This window comes from Brasilonema angustatum, assembly GCF_059505445.1.
Genome location: NZ_JCACKO010000019.1, coordinates 25,494 through 42,596, shown reverse-complemented (window position 1 = coordinate 42,596; position 17,103 = coordinate 25,494). Strand labels below are relative to the sequence as shown.

Annotated in this window: 15 protein-coding genes and 1 pseudogene; 5 read left to right on the top strand and 11 right to left on the bottom strand. The window is 42.4% G+C overall.

Annotated elements, in window-relative coordinates:
* Positions 1 to 28 precede the first annotated feature (28 nt).
* The 3 genes from AC5JM2_RS04875 (at position 29) to AC5JM2_RS04865 (ending at position 3,825) form a co-directional block, all read left to right on the top strand.
* Positions 29 to 1,246 (top strand): glutathione S-transferase family protein, encoded by a 1,218-nt coding sequence (locus AC5JM2_RS04875; protein ID WP_495833789.1) that lies wholly within the window; start codon positions 29 to 31, stop codon positions 1,244 to 1,246.
* Positions 1,247 to 1,453: 207 nt separating this feature from the next.
* Entirely contained in the window at positions 1,454 to 2,365 is a 912-nt protein-coding gene (locus AC5JM2_RS04870; RefSeq protein WP_495833788.1) for a TauD/TfdA dioxygenase family protein, read from the top strand.
* A 92-nt stretch (positions 2,366 to 2,457) separates the two neighbouring features.
* A complete protein-coding gene (locus AC5JM2_RS04865) occupies positions 2,458 to 3,825 on the top strand; it encodes an LLM class flavin-dependent oxidoreductase (RefSeq protein WP_495833787.1) in 1,368 nt (455 codons plus the stop codon).
* Positions 3,826 to 4,047: 222 nt separating this feature from the next.
* Here AC5JM2_RS04865 and AC5JM2_RS04860 read toward each other — a convergent pair.
* Both AC5JM2_RS04860 and AC5JM2_RS04855 read right to left on the bottom strand, forming a co-directional pair.
* A pseudogene (locus AC5JM2_RS04860) lies at positions 4,048 to 4,233 on the bottom strand (helix-turn-helix domain-containing protein); the annotation flags it as partial.
* Positions 4,234 to 4,251: 18 nt separating this feature from the next.
* Entirely contained in the window at positions 4,252 to 5,463 is a 1,212-nt protein-coding gene (locus AC5JM2_RS04855; RefSeq protein WP_495833786.1) for a pyridoxal phosphate-dependent aminotransferase, read from the bottom strand.
* 319 nt (positions 5,464 to 5,782) lie between these two features.
* Here AC5JM2_RS04855 and AC5JM2_RS04850 point away from each other — a divergent pair, with 319 nt between their 5' ends.
* Complete coding sequence (locus tag AC5JM2_RS04850) at positions 5,783 to 7,105, top strand: hypothetical protein (RefSeq protein ID WP_495833785.1); 1,323 nt, start codon at positions 5,783 to 5,785, stop codon at positions 7,103 to 7,105.
* Positions 7,106 to 7,271: 166 nt separating this feature from the next.
* On the opposite strand, the gene AC5JM2_RS04845 is transcribed toward AC5JM2_RS04850, so the two are convergent.
* The 6 genes from AC5JM2_RS04845 to AC5JM2_RS04820 form a co-directional block, all read right to left on the bottom strand.
* Positions 7,272 to 7,451 carry a Txe/YoeB family addiction module toxin gene (locus tag AC5JM2_RS04845; RefSeq protein ID WP_495833784.1) on the bottom strand — a complete coding sequence of 60 codons (180 nt, stop codon included), beginning with the start codon at positions 7,449 to 7,451 and terminating at the stop codon, positions 7,272 to 7,274.
* Complete coding sequence (locus AC5JM2_RS04840; protein ID WP_495833783.1) at positions 7,451 to 7,699, bottom strand: type II toxin-antitoxin system Phd/YefM family antitoxin; 249 nt, start codon at positions 7,697 to 7,699, stop codon at positions 7,451 to 7,453. The genes AC5JM2_RS04845 and AC5JM2_RS04840 overlap by 1 nt, the downstream gene beginning before the upstream one ends.
* Positions 7,700 to 7,805: 106 nt before the next feature.
* Positions 7,806 to 9,077 carry an MFS transporter gene (locus AC5JM2_RS04835; RefSeq protein ID WP_495833782.1) on the bottom strand — a complete coding sequence of 424 codons (1,272 nt, stop codon included), beginning with the start codon at positions 9,075 to 9,077 and terminating at the stop codon, positions 7,806 to 7,808.
* A complete protein-coding gene (locus AC5JM2_RS04830; protein WP_495833781.1) occupies positions 9,040 to 9,501 on the bottom strand; it encodes a MarR family winged helix-turn-helix transcriptional regulator in 462 nt (153 codons plus the stop codon). The genes AC5JM2_RS04835 and AC5JM2_RS04830 overlap by 38 nt, the downstream gene beginning before the upstream one ends.
* Before the next feature lie 20 nt (positions 9,502 to 9,521).
* On the bottom strand, positions 9,522 to 10,376 hold the full coding sequence (locus AC5JM2_RS04825; RefSeq protein ID WP_495833780.1) for an ABC transporter permease: 855 nt from the start codon (positions 10,374 to 10,376) through the stop codon (positions 9,522 to 9,524).
* The gene (locus AC5JM2_RS04820; protein WP_495833779.1) at positions 10,333 to 11,187 is read right to left on the bottom strand and encodes an ATP-binding cassette domain-containing protein; all 855 of its coding nucleotides are present in this window, start codon (positions 11,185 to 11,187) and stop codon (positions 10,333 to 10,335) included. Before AC5JM2_RS04820 ends, AC5JM2_RS04825 begins: the two co-directional genes overlap by 44 nt.
* A gap of 794 nt (positions 11,188 to 11,981) precedes the next feature.
* Between AC5JM2_RS04820 and AC5JM2_RS04815 the strand changes: the two genes are divergently transcribed.
* Positions 11,982 to 14,099 (top strand): FAD/NAD(P)-binding protein, encoded by a 2,118-nt coding sequence (locus AC5JM2_RS04815; protein WP_495833778.1) that lies wholly within the window; start codon positions 11,982 to 11,984, stop codon positions 14,097 to 14,099.
* A gap of 80 nt (positions 14,100 to 14,179) precedes the next feature.
* Here AC5JM2_RS04815 and ssuC read toward each other — a convergent pair whose 3' ends face one another.
* From ssuC to AC5JM2_RS04800, 3 genes are read right to left on the bottom strand one after another with little or no spacing between them, the layout of a single operon-like run.
* A complete protein-coding gene (ssuC, locus tag AC5JM2_RS04810; protein WP_495833777.1) occupies positions 14,180 to 15,028 on the bottom strand; it encodes an aliphatic sulfonate ABC transporter permease SsuC in 849 nt (282 codons plus the stop codon).
* A 60-nt stretch (positions 15,029 to 15,088) separates the two neighbouring features.
* Positions 15,089 to 15,901, bottom strand: coding sequence for a class I SAM-dependent methyltransferase (locus tag AC5JM2_RS04805; RefSeq protein WP_495833776.1), 813 nt, complete (start codon positions 15,899 to 15,901; stop codon positions 15,089 to 15,091).
* Between the two features lie 31 nt (positions 15,902 to 15,932).
* The gene (locus tag AC5JM2_RS04800; RefSeq protein ID WP_495833775.1) at positions 15,933 to 17,033 is read right to left on the bottom strand and encodes an aliphatic sulfonate ABC transporter substrate-binding protein; all 1,101 of its coding nucleotides are present in this window, start codon (positions 17,031 to 17,033) and stop codon (positions 15,933 to 15,935) included.
* Between the last annotated feature and the right edge of the window lie 70 nt (positions 17,034 to 17,103).

Below are 17,103 nucleotides of genomic sequence, written 5' to 3'. Positions count from 1 at the left end.
TAACTTAATCAGACTTAAAAGGTGAAATATGTCGATTCAGAACACAGTATCCAGTTGGGAACAACTGTTTGAGGTTGCCCAAAAAAATACATCCGCTCGACGGGTACGTAGACCGGGACAGTCGCCTTCTACCGCTCCCATCCCTAGCAGTCTCCATAAACTGCCTCCAGATACAGCACCGCCCGTGTTGCTCTACCGGGATACCAACTCCTGGTGTCCCTTCTGCGAAAGGGTTTGGTTTGCCTTAGAAGAAAAGGAAATTCCGTTTGAAACGGAGTTTATCGATTTGACGCACAAGCCCAAATGGTACACCGACCTAGTTCCCACAGCGCTTGTCCCTGCCGCAAAAATTGAGGGCGAATTAGTCTATGAGTCCAAAGACATTTTATACGCTTTAGAAGAACGATTTGGCTCATCCCTGCTTCCTGTTGATCCAGAGGAAAACGCTGTTGCAAAACAGCTAATTGAGGATGCCGAAACCGGCGGTTTTCTAAGTGCTGCCCACAAATTCTTGAGGGCAAGCACTGCGGAATATGACGAGTTAGCTTCTTTACAGGCAGCGATTGAAGCTAAATTAGACGAGCTTGAGGAAGCCTTGGCTAAATATCCTGGTTCTTATTTTGTGTCAACTTTTAGCCTAGTAGACATTATATATAGCCCACATCTAGACCGATTTGCGGCTAACTTACCCGTGTACCGGGGATATCACATCAAGGGAAATGCGCGGTTCCCTCGCATTAACACTTGGTTTGAGGCAATCAACCAGCGTCCCGCCTATCACCGCGTCAAATCGGATAATATTACCAACAATTTACTCGTGCGTCGCAGATTTGGCTTAGAACCTGTAGGGAATCCATTGCCTCTTTCCCCAGCAGACAGCCAGTCCATTCAATATCGGGCAGAAGCCGCAGAGAGACTGAGTGATAATCGGGAAGTTGCGATTGGAGACATCCTAAAAAACTCCGGGGTGCAAGCATTGGCGATAGATGGCGACACTTCAGCCGTTAAAGAAGCGGTTGATCTGCACCTCAGACTGCTGGCAGAGTATCTGATCAATGGAAATGGCGCACCCTTACCGGGTGGACGCACGGGTGGCAAGGAAGGTATCGATCCGATTGTAGCTGCTGTTGGAGCCATAACACTCGCCTATGTAAGGAATCGCATCTGTGCGCCCCGCGATATGAGCGCCGGTGCTGCCACAGCATTCCGGGCAGCTGCCGATAAAGTGTTGGCATCACTCTATTAATAAGTGAGTGCAACTAAACATAACAAAACTCACGCAAAAACTCTTGTTAACCTCTTTGCTTCTCAATCGCAAAGACGCGCAAGGGACGTGCTTCGTTTTTTCATGACGAGTGCGTAAGTCTTACATAACTATCTTGACCGTCATTTCTTCAGTATCCTTTGCTATTGACAAATGACAAACTATAACCATCACCGGAGATACAAACACATGAGTTCTAAAAACTTTGATCTTCTACCAGTCGCCGGACGCATCGGTGCGGAAATAGTCGGTGTTGACCTCAGCGCTAACCTCAGCGACGATATCATCAGCGATATTCGCAAAACCCTAGTTCAATACAAGGTAATCTTCTTCCGTAATCAGCAACTTGATGCTAACGGTCAAGTCGCCTTTGCTCGTCGATTTGGTGAAGTTACCACGGCTCACCCCACAGTACCATCGTTCCCAGGACACCCAGAAGTCCTTGACCTGAATTACGGTCGAACCGCCACCCGTGCGAACAACTGGCATACTGATGTCACATTTGTAGACCGCCCGCCACTCGGCTCTATTTTACGGACGCTTGTTATTCCCCCAGCTGGAGGCGATACTATCTGGGCAAATACGGTTGCTGCATACCAAAATTTACCAATACATCTACGTAATCTCGCTGACGAACTTTGGGCTGTACATAGTAATGCCTATGACTATGCAGAAGCCGCAGTAGACCTTTCTGAAGAGACTAAGGCTTACCGGAAAGTCTTCACATCAACTGTATACGAAACTCTGCATCCAGTAGTGCGCGTCCATCCTGAGTCTGGGGAGCGCATACTATTCATTGGTGGTTTCGTTCGCCAGATCAAGGGACTATCAACGACTGAATCGGACGACATTCTCCGACTGTTGCAGTCATATGTGACACGTCCGGAAAATACAGTTCGTTGGCGTTGGCAAGTTGGTGACGTGGCATTCTGGGATAACCGCGCCACTCAACATTATGCAATTTACGATTACGGCAACCAGCCCCGTCATGTTCAGCGAGTGACTATCGTCGGCGATACTCCAGTTGGTATCGATGGCAAACATAGTGAGGCAATAAAGGGGAACTCTTCTACATATATCCCCACTTTAGTCACCGCTTGAGTATCAAAGGTTAGGTTGGTCAGATCCCCGACTTCACAAAAGTTGTTGGGGATCTTGCAGCCCTTTAGTATATGCAGTTGAAGATAGAAAAAATGAGTAAGAAAAAAAAGCAACTGAGACTGGGTGCATTCTTGATGAGTTCTGGTCATCATGTTGCAGCGTGGCGACACCCAGATGCGCGAGCAGATGGCGGTTTGAACTTCCAGCATTTTAAGCAAATCGCGCAGACGGCAGAACGAGGAAAATTTGACATGATCTTCTTTGCCGATGGTGTAGCTGTGCGCGATCGCGGTAAAGGAACTGAGGCTTTGAGCCGTACGTCGGTTGTACACTTTGAACCCCTCACTTTATTATCAGCTCTGTCTGTAGTAACCGAACGCATTGGGTTGACGGCGACGGTATCAACTACATACAACGAACCTTTTCACCTCGCCCGCAAGTTTGCTTCATTAGATTATCTTAGCGGTGGTCGCGCCGGATGGAATCTCGTCACCTCCGCAACTATTGCGGAAGCGCAAAACTTCAGTCGTGAAAAGCACATGGAGCATACGCTGCGCTATGAGCGTGCCAAAGAGTTTGTCGATGTGGTAACAGCGCTTTGGGATAGTTGGGAAGACGATGCCTTTTTACGCGATAAGGAGTCAGGGATTTACTTCGATCCTGACAAGCTGCATATTCCCAACCACAAGGGCGAGCATTTTTCGGTACGCGGTCCGTTGAATGTAGCACGTCCAATCCAAGGGTATCCGGTGATCATTCAAGCTGGGTCTTCCGATGACGGGCAGGAACTTGCAGCACAGACAGCGGAGGTGATTTTTACCGCCCAGCAAACGCTTGCGGAAGCCCAAGCTTTTTATGCAGGTGTGAAGGGAAAACTGGCTAAATACGGACGTTCTCCCGACCATCTCAAGATTATGCCAGGTGTGTTCCCAGTCATTGGCAGGACTTCCCAGGAAGCGAAGGACAAATATGAGCAGCTTCAAGAGTTAATCCATCCGCAGGTTGGATTGGGTTTACTCTCAGGGTTGGTGGGTGGAGTCGATTTATCCGGCTACCCTCTGGATGGTCCCCTGCCGGATTTGCCAGACACTGAACTTGCAAAAAGTCGCTTGAAACTTGTAACCGACCTCGCCCAAAGAGAGAATTTAACTATTCGGGAGTTGTATTTGGCGATCGCTGGTGCGCGGGGACATCGAACAATATTAGGAACACCGCAACAGATTGCCGATCAGCTTGAAGACTGGTTTGTCAACGGCGGCGCAGATGGTTTCAATATTATGCCACCCTATTTACCAGGTGGTTTGGATGAGTTTGTAGAACTGGTGATTCCCGAACTGCAACGCCGCGAATTATTCCGGACTGAGTACGAAGGGCGAACCCTGCGCGAGAATCTCGGATTACCTCGTCCAGCGAATAAGTTTAGCACAGCTGCGGCTTCTCGTGAGCAGGTGGCAGTCTAGTTCTGGTATGTTGTACTTGCCACAGGTGCGGCTATACATACAAAACCCGCAAGACAAGGGTTTGAAATCTTTAATTTTCCGTTTGTCTATTTCGTAATGAGCCAGGATAAATTTCTGGCTTTTGTTTTGTTAGCTGGACGTTTGTAAAACAGTAGTAGCGTATCTTAATTTCGACAACCAGTCCAGCTAAGGGCTTTACAGGTGTTTTTGGATGTTGAAGGCTCAAATAAACAGACTAGGTGACACCTTGAAATAATCACCAAGTGCTTTCGCTTGTGCTTTGCTAATCGAACGCTTACCATTCACAACCTCAGACACTACACCGGAAGAACCGATAATCCCTACTAAGTCAGCTTGACGGGTATCACTGGCTTCCATAATGTGTTGGAGAATTTCATGAGGCAGAGAAAGTGTAAGTTATGTTTGTCACAACGATGCCGTTTGTAGAGTTGATTCTAATTTCAACAACCGCTCTCCTGCCTTTGCCAAAGTCTCTGGTTTCTTACTAAAACAAAATCTAATAAAATTTTTACCCGCCTCTGATTGCGAGAAAAAGCTGGAACCCGGAACTACGGCAACACCAATTTCTTTGATTAAATACTCAGTAAATTTTAGATCATTTTTGTAACCAAAAGATGAGATGTCAGCAAACACGTAGTAAGCTCCTTTTGGAATAAAATAGGGAATTCCCACTGCATCCAAAATCCGCAGAATATCGTCTCGCTTTTGGTGGTAAAGCTTTGCCAATTCCTCATAGTAGCTAACAGGAAGTTGCATCGCCGCGACTCCAGCCCTTTGCAAGGGTGCAGGTGCGCCAACGGTGAGAAAATCATGAACTTTGCGAATTGCTCCTGTTAATTCTGAATTTGCTAGGATGTAACCAACTCGCCAACCAGTGACACTGTAGGTTTTGGAAAGACCATTGATAGTGATAGTTCTCTCAGACATTCCTGGCAGAGTCGCCATTGCAATATGCTGCGTTTTGTCATAAAGAATGTGTTCGTAGATTTCATCTGTGAATGCCAAGACATCCCACTTCTGACAAAGTTCAGCAATTAGGGTGAGTTCTTCACCAGTAAAGACTTTACCTGTTGGGTTATGGGGTGTGTTAATGATAATGGCTTTTGTGCGTTCATTAAACGCCTGACGTAGTTCTGTTTCATCAAATGTCCACTCAGGCGGATGCAGCGACACATAACGAGGAATTGCACCAGCCAAAACTGCATCGGGACCATAGTTTTCGTAATATGGCTCAAATACAATCACTTCATCACCCGGATTCAGAGTTGCTAGCATTACAGCAGCCATTGCTTCTGTCGAACCACAGGTGACGGTGATTTGTCGTTCAGGATCTATGTCTAAACCCAGATACCACTTGACTTTCTCTGCTATAGCGTGACGGAAAGGTTTATCTCCCCAAGTGATCGCGTATTGGTTAACGTCTTCCTCTATTGCTTGGCAAGCTGCCCGCTTTAATTCATCAGGACAAGGAAAATCAGGAAATCCTTGCGCCAGATTCACCGCACCATATTGTAATGCAACTCTAGTCATTTCTCGAATGACTGATTCTGTGAACTGGTTTGCCTTCTGAGAAATTTTCTGCTTGACTGTGGGAGTCAAGTTTATTTCTTCACTCATACAAAGTTACGTTAAATTGGTCGGCATACAGTAGCTTTTAGCAGTAATTATGACATACATTAAGGTAGAGTAGTTTGGAATATTTGTCGGAGTGTGATCGCTCTTTTCGTCCGAAGTACTAAAGGGGAATTTCCAGCGATGAGATGCGATGTTAATTAAAACTTTTGGGTGTTGGGTTTTGCTTTACTCTATCCAGCCTAAAGTCTGGCTTACATTAATCCAACTAGTTGCTACAATATACTTATTTTACGTGAATATACTGTTAAACATAAGCTAAACTACTTGTACTCACGTAGTAATTGTATTGGAGAGTTGATTTATGGAAATAACAAAAAAGCTTGACGAACTTATTGATTTACTCAACGCTATTCGCCCATTATTTTTAGACACCGAAAATTTGGAGTATCTTGACGATAAATCAGCTTACGAATTTGGTTGTGACTTAGGCAAGCGTTTGGCTCAAGAGGAGTATGTCCCAACATTACAGCAAGCAACCGAACTTTATCATAGTGGATTTATTAGTAAATTAGGTGCAGATATAGAAACATTGATCTATGTCTGTACAAATACTTTACAAGAAAGTACCCCTGGGGTTAATTTTTCAGTGAAGAGTTTCGAGATTCATGTTCGTGCATCTGCACGTGTAGCCGCTTATTATGCTGTTATCCAGCTATATTTACGTCACCCCAGCGTAACTTCAGAGAAAATCATAGCAAAGCTTGGGCAGAAATTCTATGATTCACTGATGAAAGCTATTGGAAGTGCTTTAAGTTTAAAATACGTTCAACAATACATCCATGCCTGGAATATTCTAAATTGGATTGAAGAAACAGCAAAAAAAGTCGAAGATAAAGTCAGTTTTTCTGTACTGAAGGATGCAAATAAAATTAATCGCATAATTGATATTGCCAAGTGTGAGCAATTTGAAATTAAAGCAGCACTTGTTATCGCAGGAAAATACGAAAAAGAATTTAATCCTTTGGCAGAATTGCAATATACCATTGATACCATTAATGCTGAGATTGCACAAGCTGAGAAAGACTATAACCTTAAAAAAGCCGCAGAACTGAAGTATGGTAAATTAACTTATTTACAAAGAAAATTGGTGATTTATGGGGATGAATTAAAAATTAAAGTTAGTCAAGAGCTTACTGAATTCGCTTTAAAACAGACTGATTATTTGCAGTACTCAGAATGTTTGATAAATCTAAATAAAACAGAGAGTTTAGAAAGTGTAAATGAGCTAGAAAAAACTAAAAATAATAAATCAGAGCTTATACTTCCTAATAAGAAAATTTTACAACATGAAAATATGTTTATAGATTTACAGCAGTATCTTTCAGGCTTGTGCGATGTTCCTTTAGACAATATCACGCTTGAATCGACAGTATTTTTAGGAGACTATACTAGTTTAAAACCTATCAGTTCAGGCTTTTGGGGTAGTTTCTCTACCCGTGAATATTCGGAAAGATATGATGCTCCTGATAATTCATTAGGAATGGATGTTTTAGATGGAGCAGAACTGATAATATTTATCGAGGGAGAATTTGATATTGATATTTCTGATAACTATTACGGTAAAATCATGACGATAGAAGAACTTATAAATATAATTATTAAACTTAGATGCGAGGGCAATTAATAGTTTATTCAAATTTTAGGTGACCTTGAACTAAGTCAAACCTTAAAGTCAATATTATCATCATTGGACATTAACTCTAATCATTTACTCATAGTGAGTCCACATAGTTAAGATTTTCACTACCCTTTCTTATTCAATTACTTCATATACAAGCCCATGCTGGATATTAATCCTCCCTTGAATATGCACCTTGTAAATCTCCTTTTAATTTTTCGTATGAAGGAGGATTTTCATAGGGATTTTGCTCCAGTATTGCAAGCAACTCTTCTGCTTTAGGCTTGAGTCCTGCTGCGGCTAACTTTTTTGCATCTTTCTGCGCTCGTTTGGTAAAGCGTAACTCCCACATTACCAATCAAGTTCCTCTTTTGTTGCACATTCTTCAATAGGGGTACGCATTCCTTCAAGGATATCCTCCCGCATACCAGGTATTTGAAGTAAATGTAATGTTTCCTGAATGGCGTTCCAATCATCAAGAGCAACAAGTACAGCTTGATTTTCATCACCAGCGATCATTACTGGCGTATGAGATTCTACGCTCTTGTTAATAACAGCATCAAGATGTTGTTGCGCTTCATGAACATGAATTACATCCATGTTTTAAACCTCAATTAAAGGTTGACTGAAATTGATCTCATTATTCTACATATTTTTAATCAATCCCAAAAATTGCTGTAAAAACATAATAAAACTCTTAAACTAACTACTCATACTCATGCAACGCCCCCAACTTCCGAATCCCTGGCCAAATCGCAGCCACCGCCATTACTACGACAATCGTCCCAATTCCACCACCTACCACAGACATGACTGGACCAAACAAAGCAGCAGTCAAACCTGATTCAAATCCTCCCAACTCATTAGAGGCACTGATAAAGACGCTGTTGATGGCAGCCACTCGACCGCGTAAATAGTCAGGTGTCCGAATTTGAACTAAAGTATGGCGAATGACAACGCTAATACTGTCTAGTGCGCCACTCAATGCCAACATCAGCAGTGACAGCCAAAACAAACGAGACAACCCAAAAATTATCGTGACCACACCAAAGCCCACCACAGACCACAGTAAAGCTGGTCCTGCTTTGCGTAAAGGTGGCAGATGCGCTAGAAGTACCGCCATAATTAGTGCGCCAATCGAATGTGCTGCCTGTAGATACCCCAACTCCACTGGACCGACATGCAAGATATCCTTGGCAAAGATGGGTAGTAGTGCAACTGCACCTCCCAACAAGACGGCAAACATATCTAGAGTAATTGCTGCTAAGATTACCTGATTCTGCCAGACAAACTCAGCACCAGCAGCTAGTGCTTTTAACGAAATTGGTTCCTTGGCAAAGGTGGTCTTTTGTTCTTTAATCGTGGCTGTGAATGCAAAACATAAAATTGATGCGATCGCCGCCAACACATATACCCCTGTGGCACTTCCCAAAGCTGCAATCCCAAATCCTCCCAAACTTGGTCCAATGACTGTTGCGAGCTGAAAGCTAGTACTATTCCAAGTGGCAGCATTAGTAAAAGCAGTCGTAGGTATTAAATGCCACATTAACGCATCGCTGGCAGGCTTCAAGAACGCCCTAGCGACACCTGTAAAGAACAAGCAAGTATAAACTAAAACTATTGCGCCTTTACTATAGGAAACAACTGCCAAAGCCAGCGAGCAAACGACTAGCAGCATGATTGAGAGTAGAGTAGTGTGTTTGCGATTGCGGCGATCTGCTACGTGTCCAGCAATCAAAGTTAAGGCTATCATGGGCAGGACTTGCGCCAGCCCAACTCCACCTAACGCCAGCGCTGAACCAGTACGCTCGTAGAGTTCCCAGCCAATTGCCACAGTCTGCATTTGTGAACCCGTAAACAAAAGTACGCGCCCAATCATAAATAATCGATAGTCTCGAAACCTCAAGGCTGCAAAGGGATCATGTTTTACAGCCTCAGCTTTAAGGAGCTTTTTTAACTTCGGATCGGTCGAAGACATGTTTTAGTAGAGTCAACCCTTCTTCAATATGTGCAATTTCCTCTTCTGTCAGACCTTCTAGCAAGTCTGCAATATGAGCGCGAGTTTGGGCGAGGGTTTGCTCAAGATGGTGCTTGCCCTCATCCGTGAGATTGAGAACCACCCGCCGCCGCTCTTGGGGATGGTCGGTGCGTTCGATAAAATTACGTTGTACTAACCGTTCTGTCGTTGTGGATACGGTAGCACAAGTGACACCTAAATGTTCTGCAACTTCCGAAACAGAGGTTCCAGGATTGCGTTTGATAAATAGCATCGCCCGTAACTGCGGTATAGATAGAGACGCGACACTGTTCTCACGCATATCCGCTCGGATAAACCGCATCACCAATGGAATCGTATCCATTACCTTAACGGCACATTCTTCAGAGGGTTTACCGAGCTTCATAGGACTGTTTTTTCTCCTGATTACATCGCTACCCGTGGATAAAGTCGTCCACAGATGATAGTCAAGCTTATTAATGTTAGCAAGAGAATTGCACAATCCAGACCAAATCCATAGAGACTGGAGCCATTTATTAGCATTGTACCCCGTAAAGCATCAACTTGATAAGTCAAGGGATTGATGTGGGAAATTATCTGCAACCATTTTGGCATCAGGGAGATGGGATAGATGGCATTACTGGCAAAAAACAACGGCATAGTTATTAGTTGTCCAATTCCTGTAAACCTTTCTCGGCTTTTTACCAGACAACCAATGATCAGTGAAAAAACACAAAAACAAGCTGCCCCTAAAAGCACAATTACCAGTACTTGGAGTAAAGCTAAGAAATTGAGATTAACCTTGACACCTAACAATAGCACCAATCCGTAAATAATGACTATTTGTGGCAAGCACCGTACTCCACAACCGACGGCTTTACCCAACACCATCGCCACACGGGGTACGGGACTAGCGAGCAATTTCTGGACAATTCCTAAATCTCGCTCCCAAATCAGTGTCATACCACCAGTGAAAATTGCCACAAACAGAACGCTTTGAGCGAGAATACCGGGAGCCATAAAGTCTAAATAAGATAAGTTCCCTGTAGGAATAGCGCGAGTTCGGGTGAAAACTTGCCCAAAGACTAACAGCCATAATGCAGGCTGTACACCTCGGATGAGCAAATCGCTTGGATCGTGGCGGAGTTTGCGGACTTCTAGTTCAGCTAAGACAAGAGTTTTGCTAACTAATTGTGCGATCGCATAAATAAAACTTTCTCGCCGATTGAGTCGTGGTTCAACCCAACCGTCGAGCATTACGTCTGGTTTTTGCTGTGTCACGATAACTAACTCCTGACGTTAATTCGTCCCCTGTATAGTGAATAAAGACATCATCCAAGGTGGTGTTTGGTTTTCCTAAGGCAGTTTTTAAATCGTTGGGTGTCCCAGTAGCAATCACTTTACCCCGATTCATAATTGCTACGCGGTTACACAAACTATCAGCTTCTTCTAAAAAATGGGTTGTTAAAAATATGGTTGTGCCGTAATCTGCACGAAGTTCTTCCATGAGATTCCATACCTGGCTGCGAGCAACTGGATCGAGTCCGACTGTTGGCTCATCAAGAAACATAATCTGCGGTCGATGCAAGATGGATTGGGCAATTTCTAGCTTGCGAATCATGCCACCAGAGTAATTTCTCACCAGGCGATCGCTTGCTTGTTCCAAACCCATAAACGCCAACACGTCATGAATGCGCTCTCTGCGTTGTTTAGAGGGAATATCGTACAGTTTGGCAAAGATTAAAAGATTTTCATAGCCTGTAAGACTGCCATCAGCAGAAAGAGCTTGGGGTACATAGCCGATGACTCTTCTGACAGCACCTTGCTGATGAGTTACATCATAGCCAGCTATAGTTGCCCGTCCAGCACTTGGCGGTAGCAGCGTTGTCAACATCTTAATGACTGTACTTTTGCCTGCCCCATTCGGACCTAGCAAGCCAAATACTTCTCCAGATGTGACAGAGATATTCAGGGTATCAACAGCGGTGAACTTGTTAAAGCAGCGCGTGAGTTCCTGAGTTTCCAATATGACCGATTTTGGAAAGCTGGCAGGCATTTCCAAGCGATCGGTTTTTCGCGTCAGTTTCGTCACGAGTAGAATGCACTTCCTCAGTGGTATATTTAGGTTATCTAATTATTAGTGTCTCATGTATTATGTGGAAGTCAAGAGCCTATTTTTAGAAAAGTCGGCTTTTTATCTTGTCATGAGGGTGCGATCACCTAAAGACGCGCTCGTTGCAAAGCGACACGCGGGTCTTTGAATGAGCGTCTCACATAATACACTTTATTTTTCTGCATATCGTATTTCTATCTGTTCATGCAATATTCTTGGGTCTACGTTTATCAAAAGTATTTTTTATTTTTAAATATGAAATTGCTTGCTATATGTCAGAATTTTTTGACAATGCAATAGGTAATTTTTCTATTCTGGAGGAGTAGCTCAAGGATTTTTTGAAAACCACAATATTTACATCGAATTTGTCGAATTTAAGCTATGTAAAAGCCCAAAAGGCTTATCTAGTCTCAGTTGTTTTTTGTCTGATATTGTCGAAAATTGCGAGATCAGAAACTCAAATTTAATTCCCTGTTTTTCCCCTGTAGAAGTGGAGATTAAAATAATTTCAGATGTGTTGTGCCAAACAAATACACAAAAGTATTTATCTGTTATAAAATTGTAGATATACAGCAAACAGCATAGTTCATATATTTGACTAGCTTGTTTGATGTTCCTATTCCCAAACTATAGAAGTTGATTTTGCTGACACTGATTAAAGAAAAATAAGCATATATCTCTAAGCTTGACTGAGTTTCGATAAATCAGAAATTGTTGAACTCAGCAACATAACTTATATCAATAAGTAAGTCTTACATCCTATGAATAACTGTATGATGAATTTAACTATTTCTCCTTCTGCGATTGCTATCATTGGTGGCGGCTTAAGTGGTTCTCTGGTGGCAGCAAATATTATGCGAAAAGCAACCATGCCACTGTTCATTAAGTTAATTGAACGCAATCAAGAAGTGGGCAGAGGAGTTGCTTACGGTACCCCAGTTGAATGTCATTTGCTTAACGTTCCAGCAGGTAAAATGAGCGCATTTCCTGATGAACCAAATCACTTTTTGAACTGGTTGTATAGAAACGGACATGAAGAGGTGAAGGCGTCCACCTTCGTTCCACGTAAGGTTTATGGGGATTATGTGCAGGCGACTTTGACCGAAGCAGAGGCAAACGCCCCAGCTTATGTAATGTTAGAGCGAATTGTCGATGAAGCAATCGCCATTGAAAACAAAAGCGATAATGTCATCGTCAAACTGAGTAGCGGTGAGTCTTTGTACGTTCAAAAGGCTGTGCTGGCGTTGGGTAATTTCCCCGCATCTCTACCAAAACCAGTTGCGTGTGTGGAAAACCACAATGACAATATTAGAGATGCTTGGTCGAGTCAGGCGATCGCCGACTTAAACCCAGAAGATTCTATTCTGTTGATTGGAAGCGGGCTGACGATGGTAGATGCTGTTGTTGCCTTGCACGCCAAAGGATTTCAAGGAAAAATCCATGCAGTTTCTCGTCATGGATTGAAGCCGTGTAGTCACAAATCAACAATTCCTTATCCCACATTTATTGATTTAGAGACTGCACCAAAAACTGCACGAGAACTCCTGCATTTAGTACGTCAGCAAGTGCGAACAGCGGATGATCATGGACTTGACTGGCGGGCAGTTATCGATGCACTTCGTCCGGTTACTCAAGAAATTTGGCAAATACTCCCCTTAAAAGAACAAAAAAGATTTCTACGCCACATTAAGGCTTATTGGGAAGTTCACCGCCACCTAATTGCCCCGGAAATTGCTGATGTGCTGGATGCTGCGGAGGAATCTGGTCAACTAAGCTACTATGCAGGACGGATTCAAACTTGTCAGCAGTTTGATAATAAATTAACTGTGACTATTAGGGAACGAGAAACACAGGCAAAGATTGTTTTAGAGGTTAACCGAATTATTAACTGCACAGGCTCAAACTGTAATTATCGCTCTTTACAGCATCCATTACTCGCCAGCCTTCAAGAACAACGCCTGATTCGTCCTAATGTTCTATCAATAGGAATTGACACTGCTGTCAATGGTGCGCTGCTGGATGCAGATGGGAAAGCTTCTGAACTACTGTATACACTAGGGACACCGCGCAAGGGCAATCTTTGGGAAACTACTGCTGTGCCGGAAATTCGTGTTCAAGCCGCGAATTTGGCACAAGATTTACTGAAATCTCTGAGTCCTATACCTTATGCTGTTATTGAAAATTGGTTTGCTCCAAAACCAGCCATGCTATTTCGTCAACTGTTTGATAAAGAGTCGAGTACCTACACATACTTGATTGCCGATCCACAAACCAAAGAAGCTATTCTGGTAGATCCTGTATCAGAGCAATTTGAACGTGACATTCAAATATTACGAGAATTGGGGCTAACCCTGCGCTACTGTCTGGAAACTCACATCCATGCTGATCACATCACTGGGACAAGACAACTTAAGGGTCTAACAGGTTGTCTAAGTATCATGCCTGAGAATGCCCAGACGACTTGTGCAGACAGCTATATTGCCGATGGAAAGATGCTACATATAGGCAATGTACAAATTCAGGCGATCGCGACTCCTGGACACACCGACACTCATATGGCTTACCTGGTTAATAATACTCACTTGTTAACCGGAGATGCGCTATTTATCCGGGGCTGCGGTCGTACCGACTTCCAAAGCGGTGATGCTGGATTGCTGTATGACGCTGTTACCCAGAAGCTATTCACCTTACCAGATGATACCTTGGTATATCCTGGTCACGACTACCAGGGACAAACAGTGTCTACGATTGGTGAAGAAAAGCGCTGGAATCCCCGATTTGCTGGACACAGCCGCAGCCAGTTCATGGTGTTAATGGATAACTTGAACCTGCCCTATCCTAAAAAAATGTCAGAAGCTGTACCTGCAAATCAACATGGTGGCAAAGTTTGAGTTGCATTGGACTATCAAATTTGAAAAACAAAGCTCCGCGACTTTTCGCTCGAAGTCGCGGAGCTTGTTTATCACGTTATCTAAGATCTAGAATAATTAGGATTCCATTGCAACCAGTAATTTTCCAAGGCTCTAGCGATAACATCTGCTAATTTACCGAACAAGGCATATAGCAAAATGCTCAATACAACAACATCTGTTTGCATAAATTCTCTGGCGTTCATTGCCATGTAACCAATACCAGAATCAGCGGCTATTGTCTCAGCAACAATGAGTGTCAACCACATGATACCTAAAGAAAAACGGACACCCACCAAAATAGAGGACAATGCCCCAGGAAGAATAATTCGCCAGAATAAACCCCAGGTACTTAAGCCATAGACTTTTCCCATCTCAATTAATCCTGGATCGACACTACGAATTCCATGAAAAGTATTTAAATAAATGGGAAACATAACACCCAAAGAGACAAGAAATAATCTAGCTTCATCACCAATACCAAACCACAAAATGACCAAAGGAATTAATGCTAAATTAGGAATATTACGTAGCATTTGAATAGAAGTATCTAATAACTTTTCCGCAGTGGGAGAGATTCCATTGAGTAAACCCAAGAGAAACCCAATACTTCCACCAAGTAAAAATCCCGAAATTGCTCTTGTGGCACTAATGCTGATATTTCTAAATAGTTCGCCTGTCTTTGTTAAATTAATAGCAGCACCGACAACACTTAAAGGCGAAGGTAAAATCCGGGTTGGAATTAAGCCTATAGAAGAAAATAACTGCCAAAACACAATTATGAGTATAGGTACTAACCAAGGAATCAAAGACTGAACTTGGCGATTTTTTAAAATTTTTGATTTAAATTTATGTTTTTTTATTGTCTGATTTGATGGTAATTTATTCTGAGTAGAAGAGATAATTTTCATAGGATAATGTTAATTTTGTGACTTAAGTTTTACTAACCTACTAAAAATTGTTTTGAGAAACTAACTTTTCCAACTAGCAATAACACTAATAGGTAACTCTTCTGTAAATGTTCCTGAAGGTTCAACCTGTAGAAGAGATTCTTTTAAATCAGCCTCAAATTTATGGCGGTTTTCTCCAATAAAAGAAGGAAGACAAAAAGCTGTAGAATAGAGATAGCCAATGTAGGTATCAATTGTCCAATATTTTTTATATTTGACTTCAAAATTTGCTTGACGTGGGAAGGCTGATTTAGCCAAAATTTCTTCATGAGAAACTGCTAAAGGTTGCCATACACCGTTACCATTCTGACCTGTGCGACGCTGTTCACCTAACCAACGTTTGACAACTGAAATTGCTGTTTTTTTCCACGGATGCTCACTATTCCAAGGGTCTTCGTAAGTTTTGATAATAGCAACACCACCATCATCAGAAAGTAGATTGTATATGCGTTCTAGTACCAATTCTCGCTGCATCCAGTGAAAAGCCCTACCAATAGTCACTAATTTAAATTTACCAGCAGCAGGAGAAATGTTTTCTGCTCGTTCTTGTACCCAACTAATATTTGTTGCTCCCGCTGCTGCTGCTTGTTGTTGTGCTTGTTGAAGCATATCTGGATCGGGATCTAAACCTATGACTTCTTGAAAGCGATCGCGCAGAGGAATCGCAATCAACCCTGCACCACACCCTAAGTCCAGCAGTCTTCCTTGACCATCCAATTGAAATTTCTCTGTCAGCAAATCAAACAAAACAGGCGGATACTGGGGTCTATAGCGGGCATAGTACCAAGCTGCGCCTTTAAATAAAGTTGGATCATAAATAGGAATTGTGGTCATATGTACGAAGATTCAAAATTTATAAAGATAGCTACTGTTTAGCTAGGACTTCTTGAGGTGTGATTTTGGTATATTCTTCAGGTAACAAAAAGTCGTCTCTGACATTCACCTTTTTGGGTATCAGTCCCTGGCTGTACCATTTGTCTGCCACTTGTTGTTGCTTTGTAATGATTTTCTCATTGATTGGTTCCAATGCAAAATCATACTTACTATGCATTTTCTCTAATATAGGAGGATCTAATTGAGTTATTGGAGCAAGTAATTGTGCAATTTCTTTTGGGTGATTTTTTGACCAAACTTGTGCTTTCTGTAGTTCCTCCAAAAATACTTTAATCACTTGTGGATTTTCCTGATAAAACTTGCGTGTTGTAGAGAAAAAGTTGTTACTATCCCGCAAACCATTACTACCATCTATCAGAACACGACCGATTTTCTTTTGCTCATTTCTGGTTACAAATGGCTCCCAGATAAACCAGGCATCCACTTTGCCTTGACTGAATGCCACATTTGCATCTGGAGGTGTTAGGTAAACTGACTGCACATCAGTGAGTTTTAGTCCTTCTTTTTCTAAAGCTTTGAGTAGAAGGTAATGACCAATAGATGCTTTTTGAAAAGCAACTTTTTTACCTTTTAAATCTTTGACACTTTTCACTGTAGAGTTGACAGGAACTAAAAGCGAAATTGATTTACCATCAGTGGAATTAGCAGCCAAGTAAACAAGGGGTGTCCCAGCTGCTTGGGCAAATACAGGGGGTGATTCAGCGGTTAAGGCAATGTCAAGCCCGTTTGCATTAAAGGCTTCTAATTGTTGTGGTCCAGCAACAAATTCAGGCCATTCTACTTTATATCCTAGGAATTCTAACCTTTTTTCGAGATTGCCTTGCTTTTCTAAAACTGCCAGTGCAGTAAGTTGTTTAGAACGTACAATTCTTACTACTTTATTGGTGCTACTGCTAGCTGTATTGACTGTATTAGATGTAGATGAGGCGGCCTGTTTTTGAGTATTATTCTCTGGTGTACTGCAACTGAACAGTGTACTAGATAACACTAAACTATAGCCAAGGGCAAATAACGCTGAACGACGAGTAATACGTTGATGTTTCCAGAATTCAAACTTATCTTTCAAATGCATTAATTACCTCACCTTTTTCCATTGAGATGATTACAATAATTACAAAGAATAGGAAGGTTAGTACCGCTTT

Excerpts from the sequence above, each read along its gene's own strand:
- AC5JM2_RS04835 (WP_495833782.1), bottom strand. The coding sequence starts at position 9,077 with ATGTCTTCGACCGATCCGAAGTTAAAAAAGCTCCTTAAAGCTGAGGCT.
- ssuC (WP_495833777.1), bottom strand. The coding sequence starts at position 15,028 with ATGAAAATTATCTCTTCTACTCAGAATAAATTACCATCAAATCAGACA.
- AC5JM2_RS04870 (WP_495833788.1), top strand. The coding sequence starts at position 1,454 with ATGAGTTCTAAAAACTTTGATCTTCTACCAGTCGCCGGACGCATCGGT.
- AC5JM2_RS04815 (WP_495833778.1), top strand. The coding sequence starts at position 11,982 with ATGATGAATTTAACTATTTCTCCTTCTGCGATTGCTATCATTGGTGGC.
- AC5JM2_RS04840 (WP_495833783.1), bottom strand. The coding sequence starts at position 7,699 with ATGGATGTAATTCATGTTCATGAAGCGCAACAACATCTTGATGCTGTT.
- AC5JM2_RS04850 (WP_495833785.1), top strand. The coding sequence starts at position 5,783 with ATGGAAATAACAAAAAAGCTTGACGAACTTATTGATTTACTCAACGCT.
- AC5JM2_RS04800 (WP_495833775.1), bottom strand. The coding sequence starts at position 17,033 with ATGCATTTGAAAGATAAGTTTGAATTCTGGAAACATCAACGTATTACT.
- AC5JM2_RS04865 (WP_495833787.1), top strand. The coding sequence starts at position 2,458 with ATGAGTAAGAAAAAAAAGCAACTGAGACTGGGTGCATTCTTGATGAGT.
- AC5JM2_RS04855 (WP_495833786.1), bottom strand. The coding sequence starts at position 5,463 with ATGAGTGAAGAAATAAACTTGACTCCCACAGTCAAGCAGAAAATTTCT.
- AC5JM2_RS04845 (WP_495833784.1), bottom strand. The coding sequence starts at position 7,451 with ATGTGGGAGTTACGCTTTACCAAACGAGCGCAGAAAGATGCAAAAAAG.
- AC5JM2_RS04830 (WP_495833781.1), bottom strand. The coding sequence starts at position 9,501 with ATGAAGCTCGGTAAACCCTCTGAAGAATGTGCCGTTAAGGTAATGGAT.
- AC5JM2_RS04875 (WP_495833789.1), top strand. The coding sequence starts at position 29 with ATGTCGATTCAGAACACAGTATCCAGTTGGGAACAACTGTTTGAGGTT.
- AC5JM2_RS04805 (WP_495833776.1), bottom strand. The coding sequence starts at position 15,901 with ATGACCACAATTCCTATTTATGATCCAACTTTATTTAAAGGCGCAGCT.